The organism is Roseateles sp. Mitsp63 (assembly GCF_059491535.1).
In genome coordinates, this window is record NZ_CP168509.1 from 5,897,175 (window position 1) to 5,922,952 (window position 25,778).

Sequence of the window (25,778 nt, forward strand, 5' to 3'; positions counted from 1 at the left end):
CGCCGCTTACATGCGGAACACGCCGAACTTCGTCTCGGGGATTTCGGCGTTCAGCGCGGCGGACAGTCCCAGCGCCAGCACGCGGCGCGTGTCGGCGGGATCGATGACGCCGTCGTCCCACAGGCGGGCGCTGGCGTAGTACGGATGGCCCTGGTCCTCGTACTGCTGACGGATCGGGGCCTTGAAGGCCTCTTCCTCGGCGGCGGACCACTGGCCGCCCTTGGCCTCGATGCCGTCGCGCTTGACAGTGGCCAGCACCGACGCGGCCTGCTCGCCGCCCATGACGGAGATGCGGGCGTTGGGCCACATCCAGAGGAAGCGCGGCGAATAGGCGCGGCCGCACATGCCGTAGTTCCCCGCGCCGAAACTGCCGCCGATGATCACGGTGAACTTGGGCACCTGCGCGCAGGCGACCGCGGTCACCATCTTGGCGCCGGCGCGGGCGATGCCCTCGTTCTCGTACTTGCGGCCGACCATGAAGCCGGTGATGTTCTGCAGGAACACCAGCGGGATCTTGCGCTGGCAGCACAGCTCGATGAAGTGGGCGCCCTTGTTGGCGCTCTCCGCGAACAGGATGCCGTTGTTGGCGACGATGCCCACCGGCATGCCCTCGATGTGGGCGAAGCCGCAGACCAGCGTGTTGCCGTAGCGGGCCTTGAATTCATCGAACTCGCTGCCGTCGACGATGCGGGCGATGACCTCGCGCACGTCGAAGGGCTTGCGGGTGTCGGTCGGGATCACGCCGTGCAGTTCGGCCGGGTCGTAGGCGGGCGGCCGCGGCGGCTGGGTCAGCAGTTCGCCCGCCTTGCGCCAGTTCAGCCGCGCGACCGACTGACGCGCGATCGCCAGCGCATGGGTGTCGTTCTCGGCCAGGTGGTCGGCCACGCCGGACAGGCGCGTGTGGACGTCGCCGCCGCCCAGGTCCTCGGCGCTGACGACCTCACCGGTGGCGGCCTTCACCAGCGGCGGGCCGCCCAGGAAGATCGTGCCCTGGTTCTTGACGATGACGGTCTCGTCGCTCATCGCCGGCACGTAGGCGCCGCCGGCGGTGCAGGAGCCCATCACCACGGCGATCTGCGGGATGCCCTTGGCCGAGAGGTTGGCCTGGTTGAAGAAGATGCGGCCGAAGTGGTCGCGGTCGGGGAAGACCTCGTCCTGGTTGGGCAGGTTGGCGCCGCCGCTGTCGACCAGGTAGATGCACGGGAGGCGGTTCTGGTCGGCGATCTCCTGCGCGCGCAGGTGCTTCTTGACGGTGACCGGGTAGTAGGTGCCGCCCTTGACCGTCGCGTCGTTGCAGACGATCACGCACTCGACGCCCGAGACGCGGCCGATGCCCGCGATCACGCCGCCGCCCGGGGCGGCGTTGTCATACATGTCCAGGCCCGCCAGCGGCGCCAGTTCCAGGAAGGGGGTGCCCGGATCGAGCAGCATCTCGACGCGGTCGCGCGGCAGCAGCTTGCCGCGGGCCACGTGCTTGGCGCGGGCGGCCTCGCCGCCGCCCTCGGCGATCTTCGCCAGCCGGGCGTTGAGGTCGTCGATCAGGCCGCGCATCGCGTCCGCATTGGCCTTGAAGTCGGCCGAGCGGGCGTTGAGCTTGGTGGGCAGCAAGGGCATGGTGGGAGGTCTCCGGACTTATGAGCCGCGCTCAATTCGGGTGCGAGCGCGTTGGCTGGGCGCCCTTTCCCGGGATCGCCGGGCGGGCGCAAGGCGCGAAGCATACGGCAGAAAGACGGTCGGATCCAGGGTCGGGCCCGTGGACTTGAGCCGGGCTCAATAAATCGGGAGAATGCGCCCCTCATGAGCCCCATCCCGACTTCCCGCACCGAGCCGCCGTCCGCGGCGGCCCTGCCCGCGCGGCGGCGCTCGCCGGTGGGCGCGAAGGCCGAGCAGCGGGTGCGCGACATCCTGCGCGAGAGCCGCGCGGTGTTCGCCGAGCGCGGCTACGACCGCGCCACGACGACCGAGATCGCGCAGCGGCTGGGGATCTCGGAGGCGACGGTGTTCACCTATTTCCGCGGCAAGCGCGAGCTGTGCATGCGGGTGATCGGGGACTGGTACGACGAGATCATCGATGCGATCGAGGCCGGGCTGCCGCGCGAGCGCTCGATCCGGGACCAGCTGGAGTTCGTCGTCCACACGCACCTGCGGCTGTTCCTGATCCAGGGGACCGGGCTGTGCGAGCTGGTGCTGTCGGAGGGCCGCAAGCGCGACGCGCCGGTGACGCGCGGCGACGGGCAGGACTTCGGGGCGGCCTTCGTCGACCTGCAGCGGCGCTACACGGCGCCGCTGATGGACCTGCTGGCGCGCGGCCAGGCGCAGGGGGAAGTGCGGCAGGACATCTCGCTGCGGCTGCTGCGCTCGCTGGTGTTCGGGCCGATGGAGCACATGCTGTGGGAGGTGATCATCGCGGGGCGGCAGATCCAGGTGGATGACGCGGCGCGGGATCTGGTCGCGCTGCTGTGGCCGGCGCTGCAGGCGCCCGACCAGGAGTTGCAGGCGCTGCGGCGCATGAAGGCGCGCGTGGCCGAGGCGCTCGATGACGCGATGAAGGCGACGGGCAAGGCCTGACCCTTCAGCATGGCGCGCGCGGACGGGGAAGACCTGGGAAGGTCAAATTTCCAGTAGTTCGAGTCATGGTCCGGTGAACCGTGTTCGGCAACGATGCGTGCTCCGACTCTCGAGTCATCGCCAGGAGCGCCACATCGTGGACCAGGACGAGCATTCCCACATTGAAGAGCTGCTGGGCGCCGTGCCCATGCCGGTTCAGATCCCTCCCGCCACCCCCGGCGAGTACGCACCCCACATCAGCGAGGACAACTTCGACCAGGACGCCTGGGACGAGTGGTATCGCGAGCAGATCCGGCTGTCGATCGAGGATCCCCGACCAGACATTCCGCACGATCAAGTCATGCGAGAGATCCGCGACCTCATTGAAGAAGGGAGCCGGTCCCATGGACGAATCCAAAACGCTTGACTGGCGACCGCGCGCACGGGAGCGGTTCCGGCTGATCATCGCGGACATCAAGCGGCACAACCCGATCGCCGCGGAGAGTCTGGCCCGCTTGATCTCGAGGAAGCTGCGAATGGCGCTGGCGTTTCCGATGCTCTATCGCGCCTCTGCTCGAGTTCCCGGCATCAGGGAGATCGTGGTCACGGCGAACTACATCGTTCCGTATCGCATCACGGAGTCAAAGCTGCAGATCGTGGACATCGTGCATGCCCGGCGCGACTGGCCGAACCCGCCACAGCTTGTTTCTCGCTCGCACTGATCCGATTCCCGAATCCTCACCTGGAGTGCCACATCGTGGACAAGGACAAACATTCCCACATTGAAGAGCTGTTGGGCGCCGCGCCCATGCCGGTTCAGATCCCTCCCGCCACCCCCGGGGAGTACGCGCCCCACATCAGCGAGGACAACTTCGACCAGGAGGCCTGGGACGACTGGTATCGCGAGCAGATCCGGCTGTCGATCGAGGACCCCCGGCCCAACATCCCTCACGAGGACGTTGTCGACTGGATGGAGCGGGAACTGGCCTCGTTCCGGCAAGAAAAAAGCCCGGCCGAAGCCGGGCTTGAGCAGCGCTGAAGCCGATCAGAAGTCGTACGAGACGCCGACCTTGTACGAGCGCGGACGCAGCGTGTAGCCGTCGCGCAGGTTGACCGGACGCTCATCGCCGAGCACGTTCAGGATGTTCAGCGACAGCCGCAGGTTCTTGATGCCGGTGTAGCCCAGGCTGAAGTCCGTGCGCAGATCCTCATCCACGAAGCACGGCAGTTGGCCCGGCTGCAGACGCAGCTTGCAGTTCTCTTCCGACCAGTCGCCGGCATCGGCCTCGCTGCGGTTCAGCTGGGTCTTGGACACGTAGTTGAAACGCAGGCCGGTCGACCAGGGCCCCTGGTTCCACGCCGCCGAGATCACCGCCTTCAGGCGCGGTTTCTCGAACAGGCCGACCTGGTTGGGCCGCCATTGGCCCGCGTCGACATCCCAGGCCTTGTAGCTCAGCGCATAGGTCGCCGCCAGGCCGAGGTTCAGCGTGCCGAACGAGCCCGCGGCGACCCGGCCCTTGATGTCCAGGTCGACGCCCGAGGTCTGCGTCTTGCCGAAGTTCTCGTACTGCAGCAGCAGCGAGCTCAGTTGCCCGGCCTTCCAGGACAGGTTGGCGCCAGGCGACAGCTCGTTCGCGCGCTGGGCCCAGGCCTGCTCCTGCGCCGTCATCGGCGCGCGGCTGATCAGTTGCTCGTAACCCGGCTGGCCTTCGCGGGCCAGCACGTAGTCGGAGTCGCGCGCGTCGATCTCGTTCTTGCGCTCGATGCGGAAGTAGTCCACCGCCACCGACAGGTTGCGCGTCGGTTCGAACACGAAGCCCAGCGTCACGCTCTTGGAGGTCTCCGGCTTCAGGTTCGGATTGGCCGAGATCATCACCGGCAGCGAGACGCGGCAGCCGCTGTTCAGCGCCGGCGCGGCATCGGCGACGTCGGACGCATTGCCCTTGGTCTTCAGGATGTTGCTGATCGCCGTCGCCGTGGCGCAGCGCTGCGGATCCACCGTGTTGTTGAAGAAGCCGGTCACGCCGACCTGGCCCAGCGTCTCGGGAATGTTGGGCGCGCGGAAGCCGCCGGCCACCGTGCCGCGCAGCATCAGCTGGGGCGAGACCTCGAAGCGCACGCCGAACTTCGGCGACACGCGGCCGTCGAAGCCGCTGGCCTTGTCGAAGCGCAGCGCGCCGTTGAGCTCCAGCCGCTTGGTCACCGGCGCGTTCAGCTCGAGGAAGGCCGCGTCCAGGTTGCGCTTGCCGTCGATCAGCACCGAGCCGCGGCCGATGATCTCGGCGCGCAGGACGTTGTCCGTGGACTTGATGCTCACCGCCTCGGCGCGGTGCTCGCCGCCCAGCGCGAAGGCCAGCGGGCCGCCCGGCAGCGTCATCAGCTCGCCGCTGATCTTGGCGTCGATCCAGTTCTGCTGGTTCTTGCCGGTGGAGCCGCTGAGCGGGAACAGGCGATCGAGCAGCTCAGGGCTGTTCGGGCCGCCGAGCTTGTACTCGCCGCTGCTGACGGCCGCGTACAGGTCGCGGCTGCCCTGGCGGCTCAGCCGCTCGGCCTTGGCGGCATTGCGGCCGACGGTCACTTCCCAGTCCATGTCGCGGAACGTGCCGTTCAGGCCGGCCAGCGCGCGGTACTGGTCGGCATCGCCGTCCGACTTGTAGAGGTCGGGGTTGTCCAGGAACGCGTAGTCCACGCCGACGGCGCGGCCGCCGACCTGCACCGTCGGGTGCGGCAGGATCTGCGACTTCCGGTTGTAGCCGTCGTACCAGACGGAAGTGCCGCCGCCCGAGATCAGCATCGGCGAGCCGCGGTACTCGGTGGTGGTCTTCGAGTACGACACCTCGGCGAAGCCCTGCAGGCTCTCGCTCAGCTTGACGCGGCCGGCCGCGAAGCCGTTCACGCGCTCGGCCGGGTCGGACACCGCCTGCAGCGCGGTGATGTCGCTCACGCAGGCGCCGGCGCTGTTCAGCGTCGCGCATTGGCCGATGGGCACGCGCTTGCCGCCGATGATGTAGTTGCCGGGGAACGAGCGCGGCAGCGGGTCGCCGAAGGAGGGGCGCGCGAAGGCCTTGTGCCACGCCGGGTAGTCGTCCTTGACGTCGGCCACCGTGTAGCCGTCGCGGCGATAGGCCTCGATGTTGGCGAAGACGTTGAAGCGGTCCCGGTCCAGATCGCCGTAGCCGGCCACGACGCTGGCCTGGCGCTGGCCGCCGGCGCTCGGATGCTCGTTGAAGGTGACGCTGGCGGAGGCGCCCACGCCGTTGAAGCTGCGGCGCGTGATGATGTTGATCACGCCGGCCATCGCGTCGGAACCATAGATGGCGGACGCGCCATCCTTGAGCACCTCGACGCGCTCGATCACGTCGGCCGGGATCGCATCGACGTTGACGAAGGTCTCCTTGGCGCCGTCGGCCAGGCCGTAGTTGGCCACGCGGCGGCCGTTCAGCAGCACCAGCGTGGCGCCCTTGCCCAGGCCGCGCATCGACACGCCCGAGGCACCCGACGCGAAGCCGGTGCTGCCACCGTCGTCGCGCAGCTCGGTGCTCGAGGTCGCGGTCAGCGTGTCCAGCACCTGGCGGACCGTGTTGGCGCCGGTGCGGCGGATCTCGTCGCGGTTGTAGACCTGCACCGGCGAGGCGGTCTCCGACGCCAGGCGCTTGATGTTGGAACCGGTCACCTCGACGCGCTGCAGCTGGGTCGTTTCCTGGTCCTGCGCGCGCGCGGCCTGGGCGCAGCACAGCAGCGCCGCGGCGGCGCTCAGCGACAGGGAGAGCTGGGTGTTCTTTCTCATACTTCCACTCCGATTTGAGGGGGCGGATTCTGGGCAGTGCCAGGTGTCGCTCGAACGAGCATCCATTGCAAAACAGCAACAATGCTTCACGCGACAGCATTCACTCTTCGCAATTGCGGGCGCTGAACGCCCTGGCGCTCCAAAAGCGCGCAGTTGGAAGGCTTGGACAGGCGGTTGCGTCGCCGAGCGCAAGGGAAAACCCTCCCTCACCCAGCAGGCACCATCCAGGTGCGCTGGACGCCCTTTCATGCGAGTTAACCCTTTGAGGGTTCCCCCCGATCGGCGCGGTTCGCTCCCCTCTCCCCCACCCTCTCCCCGCAAGGCGGGGCGAGGGAGTTCGAAAGCGGGTGGCGCACGCGAAAAGGACGAAAGCGCTACGCTTGCGCACCCCCGCCGCAAGACCCGACCCCCGACAGCGGGAGGTCGCGCGCGGCGGTCCGCCCCAGGCGCCCCCCAGGAGGACCCATGCCCATTTCGATGACCGTGAACGGCAAGGCGGTGACGCTCGATGCCGATCCGCAGATGCCCCTGCTGTGGGCCCTGCGCGAAGACCTGCAACTGACCGGCACCAAGTTCGGCTGCGGCATGGCGCTGTGCGGCGCCTGCACCGTGCATCTGGATGGCCAGCCGGTGCGCGCCTGCCAGACGCCGCTCGAGGCGGCGGCCGGCAAGAAGATCACCACCATCGAGGGCGTGGGCGCCACGCCCGCGGGCCGCGCGGTACAGGCGGCCTGGCTGAAGATCGACGTGCCGCAGTGCGGCTACTGCCAGAGCGGCCAGATCATGAGCGCCTGCGCGCTGCTGGCCGGCAAGAAGAAGCCCACCGACGCGGACATCGACGGCGCGATGAGCGGCAACCTCTGCCGCTGCGGGACCTACAACCAGATCCGGGCGGCGATCCACGACGCCTCGGCCACGCTGACGAAGGGGGGCTGACATGGACCACGCCATCGATTCCCCCAGCCGCCGCGCGCTGCTCAAGGGCGGCGCGGCGCTGACCGTGTCCTTCGCGCTGCCGCTGGCCGCCACCCGCGCGGCGCTCGCGCAGACGGCCGCGGCGCCGAGCAACACCTTCGCGCCCAATGCCTGGCTGCGCATCACGCCCGACAACAAGGTCACCGTGGTCTGCGGCTCGGCCGAGATGGGCCAGGGCGTGCTGACCGCGATCCCGATGATGGTGGCCGAGGAGCTCGATGCCGACTGGGCGCTGGTCTCGGTCGAGCAGGCACCCGCCGACGCGGCCTACAACAACCCCATGTTCGGCATGCAGGCCACCGGCGGCAGCACGACGGTGCGCGCGCACTGGACGCCGGTGCGGCAGGCCGGCGCCGCCGCGCGCCAGATGCTGGTGGCCGCGGCCGCGCGGCAGTGGGGCGTGGACGCCGCGTCGCTGCGCACCGAGCGCGGCCAGGTGATCGGACCGAATGGCCGCAAGGCGAGCTACGGCTCGCTGGTCGAGGCGGCCGCGAAGGAGTCCGTGCCCGACAAGCCCGCGCTGAAGGACCGCAAGGACTTCCGCATCATGGGCAAGCCGACGCGCCGGCTGGACAGCGCCGCCAAGATCAACGGCACGGCCAAGTTCGGCATCGATGCGCGCGTCGACGGCATGCTGGTCGCGGTGATGGCGCGCGCGCCGATCGCCGGCGCCAAGCCCAAGGCCTTCGACGAAAGCAAGGCCAAGGCGGTCAAGGGCGTGCGCAAGGTCATCGCGATCCCGTCCGGCGTGGCCGTGCTGGCCGACGGCTACTGGGCCGCCAAGCAGGGGCGCGACGCGCTCGGCATCGAATGGGACCTGGGCGAGCACGCCGACCTGTCGAGCGACAAGGTCTCGTCCACGCTCGACGGCGGGCTGCAGAACGCCACCGCGATCGCGCGCGAGACGGGCAACGTGAAGGACGGCGCCGCGACCTCGGCGCGCACGCTGTCGGCGCAGTACGACGTGCCCTACCTCGCGCATGCCTGCATGGAACCGCTGAACTGCCTGGCCTGGGTGCGCGGCGACGAGGTCACGATCTGGGCCGGCACGCAGAGTCAGGGGCCGTCGCAGGGCATCCTGTCCCAGGTGGCGCAGGTCACGCCGGCCAAGGTCAAGGTGAACACGCTGCTGCTGGGCGGCGGCTTCGGGCGCCGCTTCGCGCCGGACTTCACCATCGACGCGACGCTGCTGTCCAAGCTCAGCGGCAGCCCGGTCAAGCTGATCTACGCACGCGAGGACGACATGGCGGCCGGCTACTACCGGCCGGCCTCGCGGGTGCGCTTCGAGGCCGGGCTCGACGAGCAGGGCCGGCCGCGCATGCTGCGCGCGGACGTCGCCAGCCCCTCCATCATGGCGGCCTCGGGCTTCATGAAGATCCCGGAGAACGGCGTCGATGCGATGGCCGTCGAGGGCCTCGCGGACCACCTCTACGACATCCCGCACCAGCGCATCGCCTACGGCCGCGCGGAGCCGGGGCCGCAGGTGTGGTTCTGGCGTTCGGTGGGGCACTCGCAGAACGCGTTCTTCATCGAGAGCTTCGTCGATGAACTGGCGCACGCGGCCAAGGCCGATCCGCTGAAGTACCGGCTGGCGCTGCTGGAGCAGCATCCGCGCGCCCGCGGCGTGCTGACGCTGGCGGCCGAGAAGGCCGGCTGGGGCCGGCCCGCGCCCAAGGGCCGGCATCGCGGCATCGCGCTGGCCGAGAGCTTCGGCAGCTTCGTCGCGGAGGTCGCGGAGGTCTCCGTCGGCCAGGATGGCGCGATCAAGGTCCATCGCGTCACCGCCGCGGTCGATTGCGGCCAGACGGTCAATCCGCAGACCATCGCCCGGCAGATCGAGGGCGCCATCGTCTACGGGCTGTCGGCCGCGCTGCATGGCCGGATCTCGTTCAAGGACGGCAGGGTCGAGCAGGGCAACTTCCACGACTACCCTGTGCTGCGCCTGAACGAGATGCCCAAGGTCGACGTGCACATCGTGCAGAGCGGCGAGGCGCCCGGCGGCATCGGCGAGCCGGGCACGCCGCCGATCGCGCCGGCGGTGGCCAACGCGATCTTCGCGGCCACGGGCAAGCGGCTGCGCCAGCTGCCGTTCGACGCCGAGGCGCTCAAGCGCGCCTGAGCAGCCGGGGCGCGGCGGCGGCTCAGGCGGCCGGCGGGTAGCCGGCCTCGCTGAGCACGTCCGCCAGCGCCTCGCGGCTCAGCGCGCTCTCCACCTTCACCGTCCGCTGCGTCAGGTCGACCTTCACGTCGGCCTGGCCGTCGGCCTCCTTGACCGCGGCCGTGACGGCCGCCAGGCAGTGGCCGCAACTCATGTCGGGCAGCTTGAATTCATGCATGTCGGACTCCTTGTGAGACGTGATGGAAACAGGGCATGGATGGCAGGTTAAACCTTGCCATCATGGCAGGGTCAAGCCCCTCTCCCATCCCCTCTCCCCTCGGGTGTATGGTGTTGACCTTCCCATCATGGCAAGCTTGAGACTGTCGCCATGAACACCGCCACCACCGCCCCTGCTCCGTCCGGCGAACTGCAGTTCGCCGTCTCCGGCATGACCTGCGCGAGCTGCGTCAACCGCGTCGAGCGCGCGCTGCGCAAGGTCCCCGGCGTCGAAGGCGCCGAGGTCAACCTCGCCGCCGAGACCGCCACGGTGCGCGCCCAGCCGGGCGTGGCCGCGGACGCGCTGGTCGCCGCCATCGGCAAGGCCGGCTACGAGGCCCGCGCGATCGTCGACGACACCGGGCTGGCGCCCGCCGACGTGGCGTGGAGCGCCACCGGCTGGCCGGTGGCCATCGCCGCGCTGCTCACGCTGCCGCTGATCGCGCCGATGGTGGCGATGCTCTGGGGCGCGCACTGGATGATCGGCGGCGCGTGGCAGCTCGCGCTCGCGACGCCGGTGCAGTTCTGGCTGGGCGCGCGTTTCTACCGCGCCGGCTGGGCCGCGCTGAAGGACCGCAGCGGCAACATGGACCTGCTGGTCGCGCTGGGCACCAGCGCCGCCTACGGGCTCAGCGTCTACGAGCTGCTGCGCCAGGGGGCCGCGGCCGACGCGCTCTATTTCGAATCGGCCGCGGCCGTCATCACGCTGGTGCTGCTCGGCAAATGGCTGGAGGGCCGCGCCAAACGCCAGACGCTGAGCGCGATCGCCGCGCTCAAGGAGCTCCGGCCCGAGCACGCGCGCGTGCGTCGGGGTTCGGCCGGCGCGGCCGGCGCGGCGGCCGACATCGACGTGCCGATCGCCCAGCTCCAGCTCAAGGACCTGATGGTGGTGCGCCCCGGCGAGCGCATTCCCGCCGACGGACGCGTCCGCGAGGGCCACAGCCACGTCGATGAATCGTTGATCAGCGGCGAGAGCCTGCCGGTCGACAAGGCCGAAGGCGACCGCGTCATCGGCGGCGCGGTCAATGGCGAGGGCCTGCTGCTGGTGGAGGTCACGGCGCTGGGCGCGGAGTCGACGCTGTCGCGCATCGTGCGGCTGGTCGAATCGGCGCAGGCGCACAAGGCGCCGATCCAGCGGCTGGTGGACCGCGTGAGCGCGGTCTTCGTGCCGGCGGTGCTGGTCATCGCCGCGGTCACGCTGCTGGCCTGGGGCGTGTCCACGGGCGACTGGGAGCGCGCGCTGATCCACGCCGTCGCGGTGCTGGTGATCGCCTGCCCCTGCGCGCTGGGCCTGGCCACGCCGGCCGCGATCATGGTGGGCACCGGCGTGGCCGCGCGCCGCGGGCTGCTGATCAAGGACGCGCAGGCGCTGGAGCAGGCGCGCCGCGTGGAGCTGGTGGTGTTCGACAAGACCGGCACGCTGACCGAAGGCAAGCCGCGGCTGACCGCCTTCGCCGCCGCGCCGGGCCAGGAGGAGGCGCAAGCGCTCGCGCTCGCGGCGGCGCTGCAGGCCGGCAGCGAGCATCCGCTGGCGCGCGCGGTGCGCGACGCCGCCGCCGGACGCGCGTTGCCCACGGCCACCGCGACCGAGGTCCGCGCCGTGGCCGGCCGCGGCCTGAGCGGCCGCGTCCAGTCCCGCGCGCTGATGCTGGGCAGCGGCCGCTGGATGACGGAACTGGGCGTCGACCTGTCGCCGCTGAAGGCGCAGGCCGACGCGGCGCTGGCGCAGGGCCGCACGCTGTCGTGGCTGGCGGCGGGCGATGGGCCGGACGCCCCGGCGCTGCTGGCGATGCTGGCCTTCGGCGATCGCAACAAGGCGGCGTCGGCCGCCGCGATCGGGGACCTGAAGGCGATGGGGCTGCGCACGCTGATGCTCAGCGGCGACAACGCCGCCGCGGCGGCCGCGGCCGGCGCGGCGCTGGGCATCGACGAGGTCCGCGGCGAGCTGCTGCCCGAGGACAAGGCCCGCATCGTCGCCGGGTTGCGCGCGGGCGGCACGCCGGTCGCCATGGTCGGCGACGGCATCAACGACGCGCCGGCGCTGGCCGCTGCCGACGTCGGCATGGCGATGGGCGGCGGCACCGACGTCGCGATGGAGGCGGCCGGCATCACGCTGATGCGCGGCGATCCTCGCCTGGTCGCGGACGCGATCGCGCTGTCGCGCGCCACGGTCGCCAAGATCCGCCAGAACCTGTTCTGGGCCTTCATCTACAACCTGCTGGGCGTGCCGCTGGCGGCGCTGGGCCTGCTGAGCCCGGTGATCGCCGGCGCCGCGATGGCGGTGTCCAGCGTGTCGGTGCTGGGCAACGCGCTGCTGCTCAAGCGCTGGAAAGGACATGCGCGATGACCGCCTCGATCCCGGACGCCCCGCTGACGATCGGCCAGGCCGCGCAACGCTCCGGCGTGTCGCCGAAGATGCTGCGCCATTACGAGTCGCTGGGTCTGCTGCCGCCGGTGGCGCGCACCGAGTCCGGCTACCGCCTCTACGGCGAGCGCGAGGTGCACACGCTGCGCTTCATCCGCCGCGCGCGCGACCTGGGCTTCTCGATGGCGGAGATCGCCGAGCTGCTCAAGCTCTGGCAGAACCGCCGCCGCGCCAGCGGCCAGGTCAAGCGCATCGCCGAGCAGCACATCGCCGACCTGGATCGCCGCCTGGCCGAGATGCAGGCGATGCGCCGCGCGCTGGCCGAGCTGGCGCACTGCTGCCACGGTGACGACCGCCCCGACTGCCCCATCCTCGACGACCTCTCGCAAGGAGCCTCCCCATGAGCGACATTCCTGGCCTCGCGGCCGATCCCCTGCCCGCCCGCTGGGAGCGCATCGCGGCGCACCTCGGCGACGTCGGCGGCCTGCCCATCCGGCGCGCCGTGCCGACGCCCAAGCGCCGCATGATCGGCGCGTGGTGCTTCCTCGATCACGCCGGTCCGGCCGACCTCTCGCCCGGCACCGCGATGCGCGTCGGTCCGCATCCGCACACCGGGCTGCAGACCTTCAGCTGGATGATCGAGGGCGAGGTGCTGCATCGCGACAGCCTGGGCTCCGAGCAGATGCTGCGTCCGGGCCAGGTGAATCTGATGACGGCGGGGCGCGGCATCAGCCACACCGAGGAATCGCAGTCGGACCGGCTGCAGCTCGCGCAGCTCTGGATCGCGCTGCCGGACGCGGTGCGCCATCGCGACCCCGCCTTCGAGCATTTCCCCGCGCTGCCGGCCTTCGCGACCGGCGGCTTCGACACGATGCTGCTGGTGGGCGAGTTCGGCGGCCACCGCTCGCCGGTGCCCAGCCACACGCCGCTGCTGGGCGTGGACCTGAGCGCCACCCGCGCGGCCGAGGCGGCGATCCCGCTGCATCCGGATCACGAATACGGGCTGATGGTGCTGGAGGGCGAGTTGTCGGTGACGCTGGACGGCGAGTCCACCGGCATGAGCCGGCCCGGCGAACTGCTCGCCATCGCGCCGGGCGCGCGCTCGCTGAAGCTGCTGTCGGGCGGCGGCAAGAGCCGCGCGCTGCTGCTGGGCGGTCCGCCCTTCGGCGAGCCGGTGCTGCTGTTCTGGAATTTCGTCGGCCGCTCGCGCGAGGAGATGCAGGCCTGGGCGGAGGAATGGAACAGCCGCGAGGACGGCGGCCGCTTCGGCGCGGTGCACGGCTTCGACGGCCCGCGGCTGCTCGCGCCGGTGGTGCCGCCGCTCAAGACGCCGCGCTAGCCGCGGCCGCTCCGGCGCGCGCGCCGCGCAGCACGAAGGCCTCCACCGCCGAGAGCAGGCCGGCCTGCTCGGCGGCCATCAGTCCCTGCTCGACCCAATCGGCCAGCGGTGGCGCGCCGGGCCGCTCGGGCAGACCGCGCGACAGCCAGCCGGCCGCGGTCCCGGCCGTCACGTATCTCGCATGCACCGCGCGGACGACGGCGTGCACGTACTCGGCCACGCCACGCCGGCTGGCGGCCCCGAGGCGGTCCGCCACCAGCGCCAGCCCCTGCCGGCCGTCGCGCATCCGCATCGACAGCAGACGCTCGAGATGCCGCGGCTCGAGCCAGCCGCTCGCGCAGGCGTGATGCCACACATCGGTCAGCGCGCGGACCGCCGTGACCCACGGCGGGTCCATCCCCGACGCGCCGATCAACGCCAGGGTCAGGGGCGATTCGACCGTGCCCGCGCGCCGGCATCCCATCAGCGACAGCAGCCGGCGCGAGTTCAGCCGGTCGCGTGTCAGTGAGACCAGGCCGCTGGCCAGCATCCGCGTGGCCCCCGTGGAGTGGCGCACGGCCTCGTGGAGCGCGCTCTCGCCGGGACCTCCGACTTCCGCGCGCAACAGCCGGCAGAGCGCCGCCGGCGACAGCCGGCCGGCGCGGCTGGCCTCGGTCACCCCGCGCAGCCACTCGAGCACGGCCCCCTGATGCCCGGCGATCACCGCCGCCCTCATGCCCGGCATCTGGCCGGGCGCGCCGGCGAAGACGCGGGTCATCAGGCCATCGGACAGGGTGGCCGGCAGTTGCTCCACGGCGTCGAGCAGTTGCCGGAGCGCGGCGATGTTGCCGCATGCCATCGCCGTCCCGATCGCAAGATGGAAGCCCGCATGGATCCAGCCGCGCCGCAGGCCGGTCCGTTCCAGCACCCCCATCCGTTCCAGCAGGCTCATCCGTTCCAGCTGGCGAGCCGGCACCAGCTCGCTCTCCGCGGCGAGATGCGCCTCGAGCACGGCCTGATGTCCCCGCCGCACGGCCTCGGTGGGACCGTGGGCATCGCCGTCGGCGAGCAGGAGCGACAAGGCCAGCGACCGCGGGATCAGGCGCTCGGCGACCGCCTGCCGCAACGCGTCGAGGAAGGCCCGCTGCGCCCGGACATGCCCGCCGGCCATCGCGCGCACGTACGCCGGCGGCCCCAGGGGACCGCCCCGCATCAGCTCGACCCAGAGCGCCCGCCCGATGACGCGCTGTCTCAAGGCCTCCAGCAGCGCCTGCAGCCAGACGCCCGCCGTCGCCGCATCGCCGCGGTCCATCGCCCGGCCAAGCCCTTGCCCATGCACCGAGCCGCCCTGCCCCGCCGCGCGGAACACTTCGATCATCCACGGCGCGTGGAACAGGCCTTCGTCGCGGGCCTTCCGCAGCGCTTGCAGATAGACGGACAGCAGGTCGTGGCGGCCCGCTTCGAGCGCGTCTCCGGCCGGCGAGAACTGCTCGTCGTTCATCTGTCCGAGCACCAGGCGGCGGTACTGGCCGACGGTCAACAGCCCTCGGCGGCAAAGCCCTTCCACCGCGTCGAGCCAGACGGCCAGCGCGTCCGCGGCGTCGGCGCGCGCGGGCCTGGCGCGCATGGCGTCGATCAAGGCCGGATGCCCCTGCTCGTTCTTGCCCGCCAGCAGGGTGAAACGGCCGCGGCTGCCCATGGCCGGCAAGGCGCGCCACAGCACCTCCAGCCAGCAGGAGAGGCGCGCCGCGTGCCCGTCCCGCAGCGCGCCGGCCAGGGCCGAGCCACCGTCGACCCGGCGCAAGAACGACATCGCCGCGGCCGCCGTCCCGCAGTGGGACACGATCTGTCGCAGGCGCGGCCAATCACCGGCCTGATCGGCCGCCGCGCCCAGCGGCGCGCGACACTCCCCCGGCCAGCGGCAGGGCGGGTGGCGGCGCCACCAGAGCGCCATCGCCTCGGCCGGCATCCGGCGCCACCAGCGCGACGCCAGTTCATCGTTCACCAGCCAGCGCGGCGGCAGCCAGGTCCATTCGGCATCGGTCGCGTCGGCCAGCGCGGCGCTCGCGATGGCCTCGCGCTGGCCCGGCGCCAGGCCGATGGGCGCGATCGCGCGGCCGCCGCGGCTCTCGAGGTCGTCGAGCACGCGAAGATCCGCCATCGACACGCGCCGCGTCGCGTGGTCGTCGCCGTCCTCGCGCATCCAGCAGAAGGCGCCGGCCAGGTCCATCAACTCGAGCCGGCGGCCATCGTCCGAGAGCCAGGCCGCGACCGGCGCGGGGGGTGCCGGCGGCGCCGTCAACGCGCCAAGCGCCGCGAGGTGCGCCAGGATCCCGGCGGCCACCCGCCCGGCATCGGGCGTGAGCCGCCAGAGCTCATCGCCGGCCGACTCCGGATCGGGGAAGGCCTCGAGCAAGACCCGCTGCGGCACCGGGCCGATCGCGTCCTCGAGCTGGCGGTGCGCCGCATGGACCGTCTCGACTTCCCATGGGTCCCTCAGCGCCATGCGGTCGGCGTCGATGCCGTGCTCACGCAGGCAGCGGCGCAGGTCGACCAGGCCCGTCTCGGCCATCCGCCGGGCGGTGCGCGCTGGCGACGCCTCCTTGGACAGGATCGTGGCGGCCTCCCTTTCGAGACTGCCGGTCCATACACGCGCATCCATGAAGATGTCGGTCGGCCGCGAGTCGCGCAGCGGCAAGGCCAGGCGCTGGATCAAGGCGTTCGCGAAATGCGCGTGGTGGGTCCTCAGCGGATGCGGCTGCATCGGATCGCGGCCCACGGTGCGCCGCACGAAACGGTCGATGGCCTCGTCCCTCAGGCCGTCTCGCGCGCGCAGCGCCGCCGCGACCGCGCCGCCACGCGCGACGTCGAGCCGCCGCACCGCCTCCGTCAGCGTGTGGACGAAGCCGCCCAGGCAGGCCTTGAGCGCGTCGGCCACCTCGATCAGCTGCTCGCGGCGGTCCTCGACCGGCAGCCGCGGATCGGCCAGCGCGGCCGCCAGCCGTGACAACAGCCGAGCGCCGTCGCCCTGGAGGTAGGCGAAGTAATGCGGATCGCCGGCCAGGAAGGGATTCACACGGCCCAGGCCGGAAGGAAGGTCGGCGAAGACCGAGGCCACGCTCAACTGGTCGTTGACGTGAAGGAGCTCGGCCGCACGCGCCATCAGCTGGGCGCAGGCGCTGTCCAGCGACACGGCGCCGCGGGCCGCGTCGACGGCATCGGACGTCTCATCGCGAGCCGGCTCGGCCGACAGCTCCGCGGAGAACCCGAAGTGGCCGTCGAAAGCGTCTTCGGCGGCGGGCAGCGGATCGCGGGTGGAGCGATGGAACAGGTGGGGCATGGCGGCGGTCTCGGCTTTGGAGACCGCCTGTGTCGGGCCGCCGCGGGCCCCGCGCGCTGGCGCTCGTCGGTGGACCGGCGCCGGCGCGGGCGCCGATCCAGGCCGCCGCGCGGCGCGTCCAGGCCGTGGCCAGCCGCGCCTCGCGCGGCGGCCGGCCTCAGGCGAACTTGCCGGCCTGGAAGTCGCGCACCGCCTGCAGCAACTCGCCCTCGGTGTTCATCACGAACGGGCCGTACTGCGCGATCGGCTCGCCCAACGGCTGGCCGGCGATCAGGATGACGCGGGCGCCTTCCTCCGACGCGGTCAGCCGCACGCCGTCCGAGCCCGGCGTGTTGGCCAGGATCGCCATCCGGCCGGTGGGCACCAGGCAGCCGGTGTCGAAGCGCAGCGCCCCGCGATACACGTAGAGGAAGGCGTTGTGCGTCGACGGGATCGCCTGCTCGAAGCTCGCGCCCGGTGCCAGCCGCACGTCGAGGTAGAGCGGCTGCGTCGCCTCGCGCTGGACCGCGCCGGCCACGCCATGGCTGCCGCCGGCGATGACGCGCACCGTGGCGCCGGGCGATTCGAGCTCCGGGATCTCGGCGCTGGCGATGTCCCGGTACCAGGGGTCGCGCATCTTGTCGCGGCCCGGCAGGTTCAGCCAGAGCTGGAAGCCTTCCATGCGGCCTTCCTGCTGCTCGGGCAGTTCCGAATGGATCACGCCGCGGCCCGCGGTCATCCATTGCACGCCGCCCGGGCCGAGCAGGCCTTCATGGCCGGCCGAGTCGCGATGGCGCATGCGCCCCTCGAGCATGTAGGTCACGGTCTCGAAGCCGCGGTGCGGGTGATCGGGGAAGCCGGCGATGTAGTCGTCGGCGTTGTCGGTGCCGAAGGCATCCAGCATCAGGAAGGGATCCAGCCGCCGCTGCAGGTCGCGGGTCAGCACCCGCGTCAGCTTGACGCCGGCGCCGTCGCGCGTGGCCTGCCCTTGCACCAGGCGCTCGACCTGGCGGGGCGTCGTGATGGTGGAGACAGGGGTCGCGGCGGTCATGGTGGAGTCCTTTCCTTCTTCATCGAACTCGAACCCGATGGGCTCGAACCGTTCAGCCGGCAGCGAGTGCCGCCGGCCCGGCATGGGGCTTGGGGGTCCAGGAGGGATCCCCCATGCCCCGTGGCGGGCGCGCCCGGTCGTTCAGGCCGGCTGGGCTTCGCCGAACAGCGCGGCGATTTCCTCGCGGGCGGTCGCCAGGCCCTTGGCCGCGGCTTCCTCGCCCATGTTGAGGCCTTCGGCGAGCACGAACTTCACGTCGTTCATGCCCAGGAAGCCCAGCGTCACCTGCAGGTAGGGGACGACGTTGTCGGACGGCTGGCCGCGGTGGACGCCGCCGCGCGAGCTGACGACGATCACGCGCTTGCCGGTGACCAGGCCTTCGGGGCCGTTGGCGCCGTAGCGGAAGGTGACGCCGGCGCGGGCGACCGCGTCGATCCAGTTCTTCAGCTGCGAGGACACGCCGAAGTTGATCATCGGCGCGGTCAGCACGACCACGTCGGCGGCCTGCAGCTCGGCGATCAACTGGTCGTTGAAGGCCACGCGGTCGGCCTGGGCCTGGCTGCGGGCGTCGGCCGGCGTGAACAGCGCGCCGAGGGTGGCCTCGTCCATGGCCGGCAGCGGACGCACGGCCAGGTCGTGCACGACGGTCTTGGCGCCCGGGTTGCGCTCGACCAGCTGCTGCACGACCTCGTTGGCCAGCAGCGTCGAGACCGAGCCCTGACCTTCGTGCAGACGACGGGCGCTGGAATTGATCTGGAGGATGTTCATGGTGCGTTTCTCCGGGCTTTTTTGGCTGCGGCAGCCAAGGTGTGATGGGATGGAGAGAACTGTATTGATCGCTTGACAGCACCAGAAGACGCCGCAACGGATAAGTTTGTTCCGCCAGAGGAACAGTGGGGCGCGGAGGGGGCGGGCTCCGGGCGGGGGGCAGCGGGATGGGCCCTTGCCGCCGCCGTCTCCAGCATCGCGGCGTTGAGCTTCCTGGCTCGCCAGTTCACGGTCCCGCAGATCCGGTGGTTCAAACGGGCCAGCGACTTGGGCGAGGCGTCGAACAGCCCGCAGTCTTCTGGCGGCGGATCGGCGGGGGCGGCAGGAACGCCCAGGCGCTGCTGCAGAATGCCGCGCTGCTTGCTGATCCGCAGGTTCAGCTCCGGGGAGGCCAGCGTCTCGGGGGGCAGCGATGCGGCCTTCCTGATGCTGCGGTCGATGACGACACGGCGCACCGCGTCGAAATGCTCCCCGCGTGCCATTCGCGGATCGGTCGGCACCTCATAGGGGACGAAGTGGCTGAGCGTGGCCACGGGATCGGCGCTCAGGGCCAGTTCATGGAGGAGCTGGGCCAGCAGGTCGCACTTCTCCTGGCGGTTGCCAATGCTGTCGGTCTGCGGCCTGCCCAGGCGCTGGGCGGCGTCCCGCATGGCCACCACGCCGAGGGTCTGCAGGCGGGCCACTGGATCGTCCTCCTCGCCCGTGCGCAATCTCCCCAACCATCGGTCTGCGAAGACGTTCAGGGGTCGCGATTCGACCCCGCCGAGGCCGTGGCAGCACGCCAGTAATCCGTCCAGCGCGCGGGCAAGGTCTGCGTTGCCGATGTCCGTCAGCAGCGGCTCGTCCTCGGGATCAGGATTGCCCCTGAGACAGATCTTCCAGTGCGCGTTCATGTGGATCGCGTCCTTGGGATCGAACTCGATCGACCGGCGATCCTGCAATTCGGTGGGTGGCTTCGGGGCTCCCAGACCCAGGTATTTCAGTCTTGCCTCGACGGCCCCGGTGGGAATGGCGGCGGGCGGCCCGATCCATGGCGAGAGACGGGCGACTCGCTCGTTCCACCGGGGGTTCCCTTCCACCCCCGACACGGCACGTTCCGTGTCGACCATCAGATGGGCGAGCGTCAGGACGATGCCAAATTCCGATCCCACCGCCCGTGATTTGGATTCGGATCTGAATTCGGACTGGAACCGCGCCTCGTAGCCTTTGAGAAGCACGGCGCTCTGATCGGACTTGAGCGTGTCCAGGTTACAGAGAAGCCGCTTCAGGATGCGACAACCGCCATCGAGCATCAGCGCATCGTGCTCATTCAGGGCGCCGCGATCGACCGGCCCCTCATACCGAAGGCGCCATCTCTTCAGGCAATCGCGCACGTGGGGGGCGGTCTCGGGCACGTACTGGATCAGGCCGGCAAGATGGCCGGCAACCCGCTTCTGGAGCTGCTCCAGACGGTTCGGCCCGATGCGCGTCAGGATCGCGCCGACCGGCCCGATCTCGATCAGCGGCGCCCCGCTGGCCGAGTCCCGCGGAGCGCGGTGGACAACCTGCGGCACTTCGGGGCGGTCAAGGCGCTCGGACGGGTCATGGCCATCGATGACCGAGGGGGGAAGACTGGGGATGCGGAACAAGCGGCTCTCCGGTGCGGGACATGCGAAACCGGATCCCGGAGCGTCGGGCCCGGCGCGAAGGGCGCTTCAGTCCGGCTCCTCGCTCTGTTGTTCCCACATCAGCATCAATGCTGGGCGCCGTCGCTAAGATTCCCCTTATTCAACGAACAATCAGGACCGATACCGATGAGCCTCGACGCCGACGACCTGCTGGTCTTTGCCCGCGTGATCGAGAGCGGCAGCTTCAGCCGCGCCGCGGAGCGGCTGCAGTTGCCGAAATCGACGGTGTCGCGCCGGATCGCGGCGCTGGAGGAGCGGCTGGGCGAGAAGCTGCTCCAGCGCAGCACGCGGCGGCTGACGCTGACCGACTTCGGCCAGGGCGTGCTGGAGCATGCGCGGGTGCTGGCCGGCGAGGTGGATGGCGCGCTGGCGCTGGCGCTGCACCGGCAGCAACGGCCCACGGGGCGGCTGCGGGTGTCGATGCCGGCCGACTTCGCGCACCAGATGCTGACGCCGATGCTGAGCCGCTTCGTCGGCGACTACCCCGAGGTGCAGCTGGAACTGGACCTCTCGCCGCGCCGCGTCGACCTGATCGCGGAGGGTTTCGACATCGCGGTGCGGATGGGTCAGCTGCCGCCGGACAGCCAGCTCGCGGCGCGGCGGCTGGCGATGTTCAGCAGCGGCCTGTATGCGTCGCCCGATTACCTGGCCCGGCACGGCGAGCCGCAGTTGCCGGAGGGGCTGCTCAGCATGCATGGGCTGATGATCCTGAGCCGCGCCGGGGAGGCGCTGCCATGGCGGCTGTTCGGCATCGTCGACGGACAGGCGGACCAGCGCCACGAGTGGACCGGCGTGCCCGAGCGCCGCACGCTGGTCAACGCGCCGGACATGCTGCTGCACATGGCGCGCGCGGGGCTGGGCATCACCTGGGTCGGCAACCAGTACGCGCAGCGCTTCATCGACAGCGGCGAGCTGGTGCGCGTGCTGCCGGCCTGGTGCGCGGAGCCCTCGACCTGCTGGGCGGTGTTCCCGCAGCGGCGCCTGATGCCGCTGCGCACGCGGCTGTTCCTCGACGCGATGGCCGAGGAACTCGGGCCCTTCGATCAGGCTGCGATGTACGGGATGTGATTCAAGACAGCCGCGGCGATGGCGTGGTGATCACCCGATACGCCTCGTTGATGATGGGCACTCCCGCGTTCGATGCGTCGTATGCGGTGTCCTCCACCACGTCACCATTGATGGCGATCTCGCGGCCGAGGTATATCAGCAGACCGCCCGCCACATCGCGGGCGTCTCGTTGGAGGACCGGGTGTCGCGCCACCCAGGCCTCAAGCTTCTCCTTGACCGGCTCTGCACCTTCTCGCGGCGTGGCTTGGGAGGCCTGCATGACGGTGACCATGGTCAGTGCCTGACCAATCGCGGTGATGAGCGGCACGGCATCGGATCGCCCTGCCACGACACCTTTGCGCAGGTACTCCCAAGCCACACTTCGCGCGCTCTCGCAGCCGGGCACCGCAAGCCGCTGGCAAAGCTCCGCCATCATCCGCCGGCCGGCACCCAGCATCTGCACCCGCATGTCGGAGGGATCCTGGGTCGGGCGCGAGAGTTCGTCCTTCAGCTTGTCGAACGAAAGGCGCTCCTTGCCGGTCTTGGCCATCTCGCTGGACAGCAGCGAACCAAGCGTCCGGAAGTGCTGAGACAGTTCGAGCTGAGGCGCCTCCTTGGCGGCCTGCAGGGCCTCTTTCAGGGCCACAGCCGGATCAGGCGACTGCCCGCCGTTGGTCATCAGACGCGCTTCGAGCGATCGAATCACACGGCCCGGCGCCGTCGAGCATTGGTCGTCCCTCAACGTCTTGCACAGCTCGGCGAGCAACGGCTTGCCCCGACACAGGAACTGCAGCGGCACCGCCACCTTCTCCTGCTCGATGGTCGTGCAGCGCTCAAAGAACTCGGCGAAGGCCTCGCGGAGCCTGTCCCAAGACGGATCGACACGGAGTAGCGACTCCAACTCCGCCACGAGGCCCTGCGTCTGCGCGATGGATTCGGCGATCTCCTTCGATCCACCGACGGCACTCAGCCGCTGAGCCCATTCATCACTTACGTTCGCGGGGTGAGCGCTCGACCCCGAGATCGGGGAGCTGGACCCTGTGCACATGGCAATCCCTTTGCATGAACATCAACAAGCAGCGTTGGTGCTCCGCAATGCGTTCAAGGGTTCGCTGGTGAGTCCTCGAGGTCGGCCGCACGCGCGGCCAGGGCCTTCACAGGAAATTCGAACCGTGTGTCGGGCGAGGGCGAACGCGCTGGGCTTGAAGGCAGCATCGGGATCTCCGAAAGGCGGAAACCCCTTCAGTTCACCCATCAGGCAGCGGGTTCCGTCACCCGAAACCGTCCGCTACTCGACCTGGAACCCGATCTCCACGCTGACCTGGCGAGGCGCGGGAATGGGCTCGAAGCGCCACTGCTTGACGGCGGTGAGCGCCGCCGCGCTCAGCTTGCGATCCGGCGAGCGCAGCGCCTGCGCCGCATCCACCGTGCCGTCCGGACGGACGATGAACTGCACCATCACCGAACCCTGGCGCTGCTGCGACAGCAACCCGCGCGGGTACTCGGGATCGACGCGGCGCACCAGCTTCAGCGGCACGGGCTCGTCGGGCTCGGCCGTCTCCGGCTCGGGCGGCGTGCCCTTGCCCGCGGGCGCCGAGGTCGACGGCGCCGCGATCGCCACCACCTGCGGCGATGGCGCCTCGGACAGCGGCTGCGGCGCGGGCGCGGCGGGCGCGACGGTCTGCGCCATCGGGGCCGGCGACGGCGCCGTGGCCGCCACCGTCTGCATCGCGGCACCGGCGTCGCCGCGGGCCGCGAGCGCGCGCTCGGCGGCGGAATCCAGCTCCTGGCGGCGCGCCGGGATCATCGCCGGCGCGGTGGCGGCCGGCGCCGGCCTCGCCACCGTCTTCACCACCTCGGCCTTGGCCTCGTGCGGCTTGTCGGCGGCCTTCTTCTCGCCCTTCTCGGCGTGGAACTTGATCCACTGGAAAACCTTGTCGGCATCGCGCTTGGCGCGCTCGACATCGCTCAGCTGAGCCTTGGGATCGGCCGCTGCGGCGGGCGCCGCCGGCGCGGTCTGCGCCTGCGCGGCCGCCATCGCGGCCAAGGACAAGCTCAAGACCTGGCACAGCGCCAGGCCTCGACGCCGCACGCTCAGGAAACTTCGGCTGCTCATCACTCCACCCTCTCGATTGCGCTGCTGCTCTCGTCCTGGGGACGCCGGTCTTGTCTGCCTCTCGCGGCTCTCGTGGCTCTTATGGCTGCTGGCTCTTTCACGCCCAGCATGAGCGCCGCAGTGTAAGAAGTCGTGTGCGGGACAGTGACTCGGGGTTTGCCCGCAAGAACGGTGTAACGGCGGGCCGGCGGCCGCGCCGCGTCGACGAATTCACGATCCGGCGGGACCGCGCGCGGCCGGGCCTATACTGCGCGCCTGCTCCGGGGAGCCCTGGGCCAGGCGATGCACGCGGCGACGCGCGCATCGGCCGGCACGGGCTGAGACATGGCGATGAAGCCATGGACCCGCTGAACTTGATCCGGTTCGTACCGGCGTAAGAAGAGCCCGCCCTTCGTGGCGCACCCCCGGCGACTCCCGCGCACCCCGCGCCGCGCCGATCCCCGCGGCCCCAGGCCGTACCGGTGCGCCGCCCTCGCGAGGGGCCCTGTTCCGCACGCCTCACGACCGCCTCGGTCCAGCCTCCGGCGCCCAACCGGAGACACCGATGCTTGATCTGACCCCGAGTTCCCTCCCCGACACGCGCGCCGAGGCGGCCACCGACGCGGCCGCCGAGTTCCACGACCGCCTGGCCGCCAGCCGCGCGCCGCTGCCGGCTTCGGCCAAGACGCATGAGGCCGGCGCGCTGCATCCCGGGCTGCGCGTGCCGCTGCGCGAGATCGCGCTGACCAACGGCGAGCGCATCGCCGTCTACGACACCTCGGGCCCCTACACCGACCCGGCGGTGACCACCGACGTGCGCCGCGGCCTGCCGGCCACGCGCGCCGCCTGGATCGAGACCCGCGGCGATACCGAGCCCTACACCGGCCGCCCGATCCAGCTCTTCGACGACGGCCTGCGCGAGGCCGCGCTGCAGCAGGCGCTGCGCGCGCAGACCGCGGCGCTGAACCGCACGCCGCGGCGCGCGAAGTCCGGCGCCAACGTCACGCAGATGCACTACGCGCGCCGCGGCATCGTGACGGCGGAGATGGAGTACGTCGCCATCCGCGAGAACGGCCGCCGCCAGTGGATGGCCGAGTACCTCGCCGACACCGAGCGCGAGCAGCGCCTGGCCGGCCAGGGCCTGGGCGCCGCGATCCCCGCGGTCATCACGCCGGAGTTCGTCCGCGACGAGGTCGCGCGCGGCCGCGCCATCATCCCGGCCAACATCAACCATCCGGAACTCGAGCCGATGGCGATCGGGCGCAACTTCCTGGTCAAGGTCAACGCCAACATCGGCAACTCGGCGGTGAGCTCGGGCATCGAGGAGGAGGTCGAGAAGCTGGTCTGGGCCACGCGCTGGGGCGCGGACACGGTGATGGACCTCTCGACCGGCCGCAACATCCACACCACCCGCGACTGGATCCTGCGCAACAGCCCCGTGCCCATCGGCACCGTGCCGATCTACCAGGCGCTGGAGAAGGTCGGCGGCGTGGCCGAGGACCTCACCTGGGCGCTCTTCCGCGACACGCTGATCGAGCAGGCCGAACAGGGTGTCGACTACTTCACCATCCATGCCGGCGTGCGGCTGCCCTTCGTGCCGATGACGGTCAAGCGCCGCACCGGCATCGTGTCGCGCGGCGGCTCGATCCTGGCGAAGTGGTGCATCGCGCATCACCGCGAGAACTTCCTCTACACGCACTTCGAGGAGATCTGCGACATCATGAAGGCCTACGACGTCAGCTTCTCGCTGGGCGACGGACTGCGGCCGGGCTCGCTGGCGGACGCGAACGACGAGGCCCAGTTCGCCGAGCTGCGCACGCTGGGCGAGCTGACGAAGATCGCGTGGAAGCACGACGTGCAGACCATGATCGAAGGCCCGGGCCACGTGCCGATGCACATGATCCAGGCCAACATGACCGAGCAGCTCAAGCACTGCGACGAGGCGCCCTTCTACACGCTTGGCCCGCTGACGACGGACATCGCGCCCGGCTACGACCACATCACCAGCGGCATCGGCGCCGCGATGATCGGCTGGTTCGGCTGCGCGATGCTCTGCTACGTGACGCCGAAGGAGCACCTGGGCCTGCCCGACCGCGACGACGTCAAGCAGGGGCTGATGGCCTACAGGATCGCGGCGCACGCGGCCGACATCGCCAAGGGCCATCCGGCCGCCCGCGCGCGCGACGACGCGCTGTCCAAGGCGCGCTTCGAGTTCCGCTGGGAGGACCAGTTCAACCTGGGCCTGGATCCGGAGACGGCGCGCGAGTTCCACGACGAGACCCTGCCCAAGGACAGCGCGAAGGTGGCGCACTTCTGCTCGATGTGCGGGCCCAAGTTCTGCTCGATGAAGATCACGCAGGACGTGCGCGAGTACAGCGCGCAGCTGGAGGCCGGCATGCGCGAGAAGAGCGCGGAGTTCCGCGCCGGCGGCGCCGAGCTCTACATCCCGATCCGCCAGGACTGAG

Annotated in this window: 20 protein-coding genes and 1 riboswitch; of the genes, 11 read left to right on the top strand and 9 right to left on the bottom strand. The window is 70.8% G+C overall.

What is annotated here, in order from left to right; translation table 11 throughout:
- Nucleotides 1-6: 6 nt before the first annotated feature.
- Nucleotides 7-1,614, bottom strand: a complete 1,608-nt coding sequence (locus tag ACEN96_RS25565) for a carboxyl transferase domain-containing protein (protein WP_495585824.1) — start codon at nt 1,612-1,614, stop codon at nt 7-9.
- Between the two features lie 183 nt (nt 1,615-1,797).
- Between ACEN96_RS25565 and ACEN96_RS25570 the strand changes: the two genes are divergently transcribed.
- The 4 genes from ACEN96_RS25570 to ACEN96_RS25585 all read left to right on the top strand — a co-directional run bounded on the left by ACEN96_RS25570 (nt 1,798) and on the right by ACEN96_RS25585 (nt 3,586).
- Entirely contained in the window at nt 1,798-2,568 is a 771-nt protein-coding gene (locus ACEN96_RS25570) for a TetR/AcrR family transcriptional regulator (RefSeq protein WP_495585825.1), read from the top strand.
- 136 nt (nt 2,569-2,704) lie between these two features.
- The gene (locus ACEN96_RS25575) at nt 2,705-2,974 is read left to right on the top strand and encodes an antitoxin PaaA2 family protein (protein WP_495585826.1); all 270 of its coding nucleotides are present in this window, start codon (nt 2,705-2,707) and stop codon (nt 2,972-2,974) included.
- Nucleotides 2,952-3,269: a type II toxin-antitoxin system RelE/ParE family toxin gene (locus tag ACEN96_RS25580; protein ID WP_495585827.1), complete on the top strand. Its 318-nt coding sequence runs from the start codon at nt 2,952-2,954 to the stop codon at nt 3,267-3,269. Before ACEN96_RS25575 ends, ACEN96_RS25580 begins: the two co-directional genes overlap by 23 nt.
- Nucleotides 3,270-3,304: 35 nt before the next feature.
- Nucleotides 3,305-3,586, top strand: a complete 282-nt coding sequence (locus tag ACEN96_RS25585) for a hypothetical protein (protein WP_495585828.1) — start codon at nt 3,305-3,307, stop codon at nt 3,584-3,586.
- A gap of 6 nt (nt 3,587-3,592) precedes the next feature.
- On the opposite strand, the gene ACEN96_RS25590 is transcribed toward ACEN96_RS25585, so the two are convergent.
- Nucleotides 3,593-6,334 carry a TonB-dependent receptor plug domain-containing protein gene (locus ACEN96_RS25590; protein WP_495585829.1) on the bottom strand — a complete coding sequence of 914 codons (2,742 nt, stop codon included), beginning with the start codon at nt 6,332-6,334 and terminating at the stop codon, nt 3,593-3,595.
- 465 nt (nt 6,335-6,799) lie between these two features.
- Between ACEN96_RS25590 and ACEN96_RS25595 the strand changes: the two genes are divergently transcribed.
- Together ACEN96_RS25595 and ACEN96_RS25600 are read left to right on the top strand one after the other, a co-directional pair.
- Nucleotides 6,800-7,270, top strand: coding sequence for a (2Fe-2S)-binding protein (locus ACEN96_RS25595; protein ID WP_495585830.1), 471 nt, complete (start codon nt 6,800-6,802; stop codon nt 7,268-7,270).
- Between the two features lies 1 nt (nt 7,271).
- Nucleotides 7,272-9,428 (top strand): xanthine dehydrogenase family protein molybdopterin-binding subunit, encoded by a 2,157-nt coding sequence (locus ACEN96_RS25600; protein ID WP_495585831.1) that lies wholly within the window; start codon nt 7,272-7,274, stop codon nt 9,426-9,428.
- 22 nt (nt 9,429-9,450) lie between these two features.
- Here the strand turns inward: ACEN96_RS25600 and ACEN96_RS25605 are convergent, their stop codons facing one another.
- Nucleotides 9,451-9,645 carry a heavy-metal-associated domain-containing protein gene (locus tag ACEN96_RS25605; RefSeq protein ID WP_495585832.1) on the bottom strand — a complete coding sequence of 65 codons (195 nt, stop codon included), beginning with the start codon at nt 9,643-9,645 and terminating at the stop codon, nt 9,451-9,453.
- A 150-nt stretch (nt 9,646-9,795) separates the two neighbouring features.
- Between ACEN96_RS25605 and ACEN96_RS25610 the strand changes: the two genes are divergently transcribed.
- The 3 genes from ACEN96_RS25610 to ACEN96_RS25620 are packed head-to-tail and all read left to right on the top strand — an operon-like array spanning nt 9,796 to nt 13,387.
- The gene (locus ACEN96_RS25610; protein WP_495585833.1) at nt 9,796-12,030 is read left to right on the top strand and encodes a heavy metal translocating P-type ATPase; all 2,235 of its coding nucleotides are present in this window, start codon (nt 9,796-9,798) and stop codon (nt 12,028-12,030) included.
- Nucleotides 12,027-12,452: a Cu(I)-responsive transcriptional regulator gene (cueR, locus tag ACEN96_RS25615; protein WP_495585834.1), complete on the top strand. Its 426-nt coding sequence runs from the start codon at nt 12,027-12,029 to the stop codon at nt 12,450-12,452. The genes ACEN96_RS25610 and cueR overlap by 4 nt, the downstream gene beginning before the upstream one ends.
- Complete coding sequence (locus ACEN96_RS25620) at nt 12,449-13,387, top strand: pirin family protein (protein ID WP_495585835.1); 939 nt, start codon at nt 12,449-12,451, stop codon at nt 13,385-13,387. Before cueR ends, ACEN96_RS25620 begins: the two co-directional genes overlap by 4 nt.
- Here the strand turns inward: ACEN96_RS25620 and ACEN96_RS25625 are convergent.
- The 4 genes from ACEN96_RS25625 to ACEN96_RS25640 form a co-directional block, all read right to left on the bottom strand.
- Nucleotides 13,371-16,706, bottom strand: coding sequence for a hypothetical protein (locus ACEN96_RS25625; protein WP_495585836.1), 3,336 nt, complete (start codon nt 16,704-16,706; stop codon nt 13,371-13,373). The genes ACEN96_RS25620 and ACEN96_RS25625 overlap by 17 nt on opposite strands.
- A gap of 157 nt (nt 16,707-16,863) precedes the next feature.
- Nucleotides 16,864-17,736: a pirin family protein gene (locus ACEN96_RS25630; RefSeq protein ID WP_495585837.1), complete on the bottom strand. Its 873-nt coding sequence runs from the start codon at nt 17,734-17,736 to the stop codon at nt 16,864-16,866.
- Nucleotides 17,737-17,877: 141 nt separating this feature from the next.
- On the bottom strand, nt 17,878-18,504 hold the full coding sequence (locus ACEN96_RS25635) for an FMN-dependent NADH-azoreductase (protein WP_495585838.1): 627 nt from the start codon (nt 18,502-18,504) through the stop codon (nt 17,878-17,880).
- Entirely contained in the window at nt 18,501-20,132 is a 1,632-nt protein-coding gene (locus ACEN96_RS25640; protein ID WP_495585839.1) for a hypothetical protein, read from the bottom strand. Before ACEN96_RS25640 ends, ACEN96_RS25635 begins: the two co-directional genes overlap by 4 nt.
- A gap of 165 nt (nt 20,133-20,297) precedes the next feature.
- Here ACEN96_RS25640 and ACEN96_RS25645 point away from each other — a divergent pair, with 165 nt between their 5' ends.
- Nucleotides 20,298-21,239, top strand: a complete 942-nt coding sequence (locus ACEN96_RS25645) for a LysR family transcriptional regulator (protein WP_495585840.1) — start codon at nt 20,298-20,300, stop codon at nt 21,237-21,239.
- A gap of 1 nt (nt 21,240) precedes the next feature.
- Here the strand turns inward: ACEN96_RS25645 and ACEN96_RS25650 are convergent, their stop codons facing one another.
- Both ACEN96_RS25650 and ACEN96_RS25655 read right to left on the bottom strand, forming a co-directional pair.
- Nucleotides 21,241-22,128 carry a hypothetical protein gene (locus tag ACEN96_RS25650; RefSeq protein ID WP_495585841.1) on the bottom strand — a complete coding sequence of 296 codons (888 nt, stop codon included), beginning with the start codon at nt 22,126-22,128 and terminating at the stop codon, nt 21,241-21,243.
- Nucleotides 22,129-22,506: 378 nt separating this feature from the next.
- Nucleotides 22,507-23,334 carry an energy transducer TonB gene (locus ACEN96_RS25655; RefSeq protein ID WP_495585842.1) on the bottom strand — a complete coding sequence of 276 codons (828 nt, stop codon included), beginning with the start codon at nt 23,332-23,334 and terminating at the stop codon, nt 22,507-22,509.
- Nucleotides 23,335-23,585: 251 nt separating this feature from the next.
- Nucleotides 23,586-23,731, top strand: a riboswitch (TPP riboswitch).
- Between the two features lie 147 nt (nt 23,732-23,878).
- Between ACEN96_RS25655 and thiC the strand changes: the two genes are divergently transcribed.
- Nucleotides 23,879-25,777 (top strand): phosphomethylpyrimidine synthase ThiC, encoded by a 1,899-nt coding sequence (gene thiC, locus ACEN96_RS25660; protein WP_495585843.1) that lies wholly within the window; start codon nt 23,879-23,881, stop codon nt 25,775-25,777.
- Nucleotide 25,778: the final 1 nt, after the last annotated feature.

Coding starts and splice junctions, on each gene's coding strand:
- ACEN96_RS25565 (WP_495585824.1), bottom strand. CDS start 1,614: ATGCCCTTGCTGCCCACCAAGCTCAACGCCCGCTCGGCCGACTTCAAG.
- ACEN96_RS25605 (WP_495585832.1), bottom strand. CDS start 9,645: ATGCATGAATTCAAGCTGCCCGACATGAGTTGCGGCCACTGCCTGGCG.
- ACEN96_RS25590 (WP_495585829.1), bottom strand. CDS start 6,334: ATGAGAAAGAACACCCAGCTCTCCCTGTCGCTGAGCGCCGCCGCGGCG.
- thiC (WP_495585843.1), top strand. CDS start 23,879: ATGCTTGATCTGACCCCGAGTTCCCTCCCCGACACGCGCGCCGAGGCG.
- ACEN96_RS25655 (WP_495585842.1), bottom strand. CDS start 23,334: ATGAGCAGCCGAAGTTTCCTGAGCGTGCGGCGTCGAGGCCTGGCGCTG.
- ACEN96_RS25580 (WP_495585827.1), top strand. CDS start 2,952: ATGGACGAATCCAAAACGCTTGACTGGCGACCGCGCGCACGGGAGCGG.
- ACEN96_RS25645 (WP_495585840.1), top strand. CDS start 20,298: ATGAGCCTCGACGCCGACGACCTGCTGGTCTTTGCCCGCGTGATCGAG.
- ACEN96_RS25600 (WP_495585831.1), top strand. CDS start 7,272: ATGGACCACGCCATCGATTCCCCCAGCCGCCGCGCGCTGCTCAAGGGC.
- cueR (WP_495585834.1), top strand. CDS start 12,027: ATGACCGCCTCGATCCCGGACGCCCCGCTGACGATCGGCCAGGCCGCG.
- ACEN96_RS25570 (WP_495585825.1), top strand. CDS start 1,798: ATGAGCCCCATCCCGACTTCCCGCACCGAGCCGCCGTCCGCGGCGGCC.
- ACEN96_RS25625 (WP_495585836.1), bottom strand. CDS start 16,706: ATGCCCCACCTGTTCCATCGCTCCACCCGCGATCCGCTGCCCGCCGCC.
- ACEN96_RS25595 (WP_495585830.1), top strand. CDS start 6,800: ATGCCCATTTCGATGACCGTGAACGGCAAGGCGGTGACGCTCGATGCC.
- ACEN96_RS25620 (WP_495585835.1), top strand. CDS start 12,449: ATGAGCGACATTCCTGGCCTCGCGGCCGATCCCCTGCCCGCCCGCTGG.
- ACEN96_RS25610 (WP_495585833.1), top strand. CDS start 9,796: ATGAACACCGCCACCACCGCCCCTGCTCCGTCCGGCGAACTGCAGTTC.
- ACEN96_RS25635 (WP_495585838.1), bottom strand. CDS start 18,504: ATGAACATCCTCCAGATCAATTCCAGCGCCCGTCGTCTGCACGAAGGT.
- ACEN96_RS25630 (WP_495585837.1), bottom strand. CDS start 17,736: ATGACCGCCGCGACCCCTGTCTCCACCATCACGACGCCCCGCCAGGTC.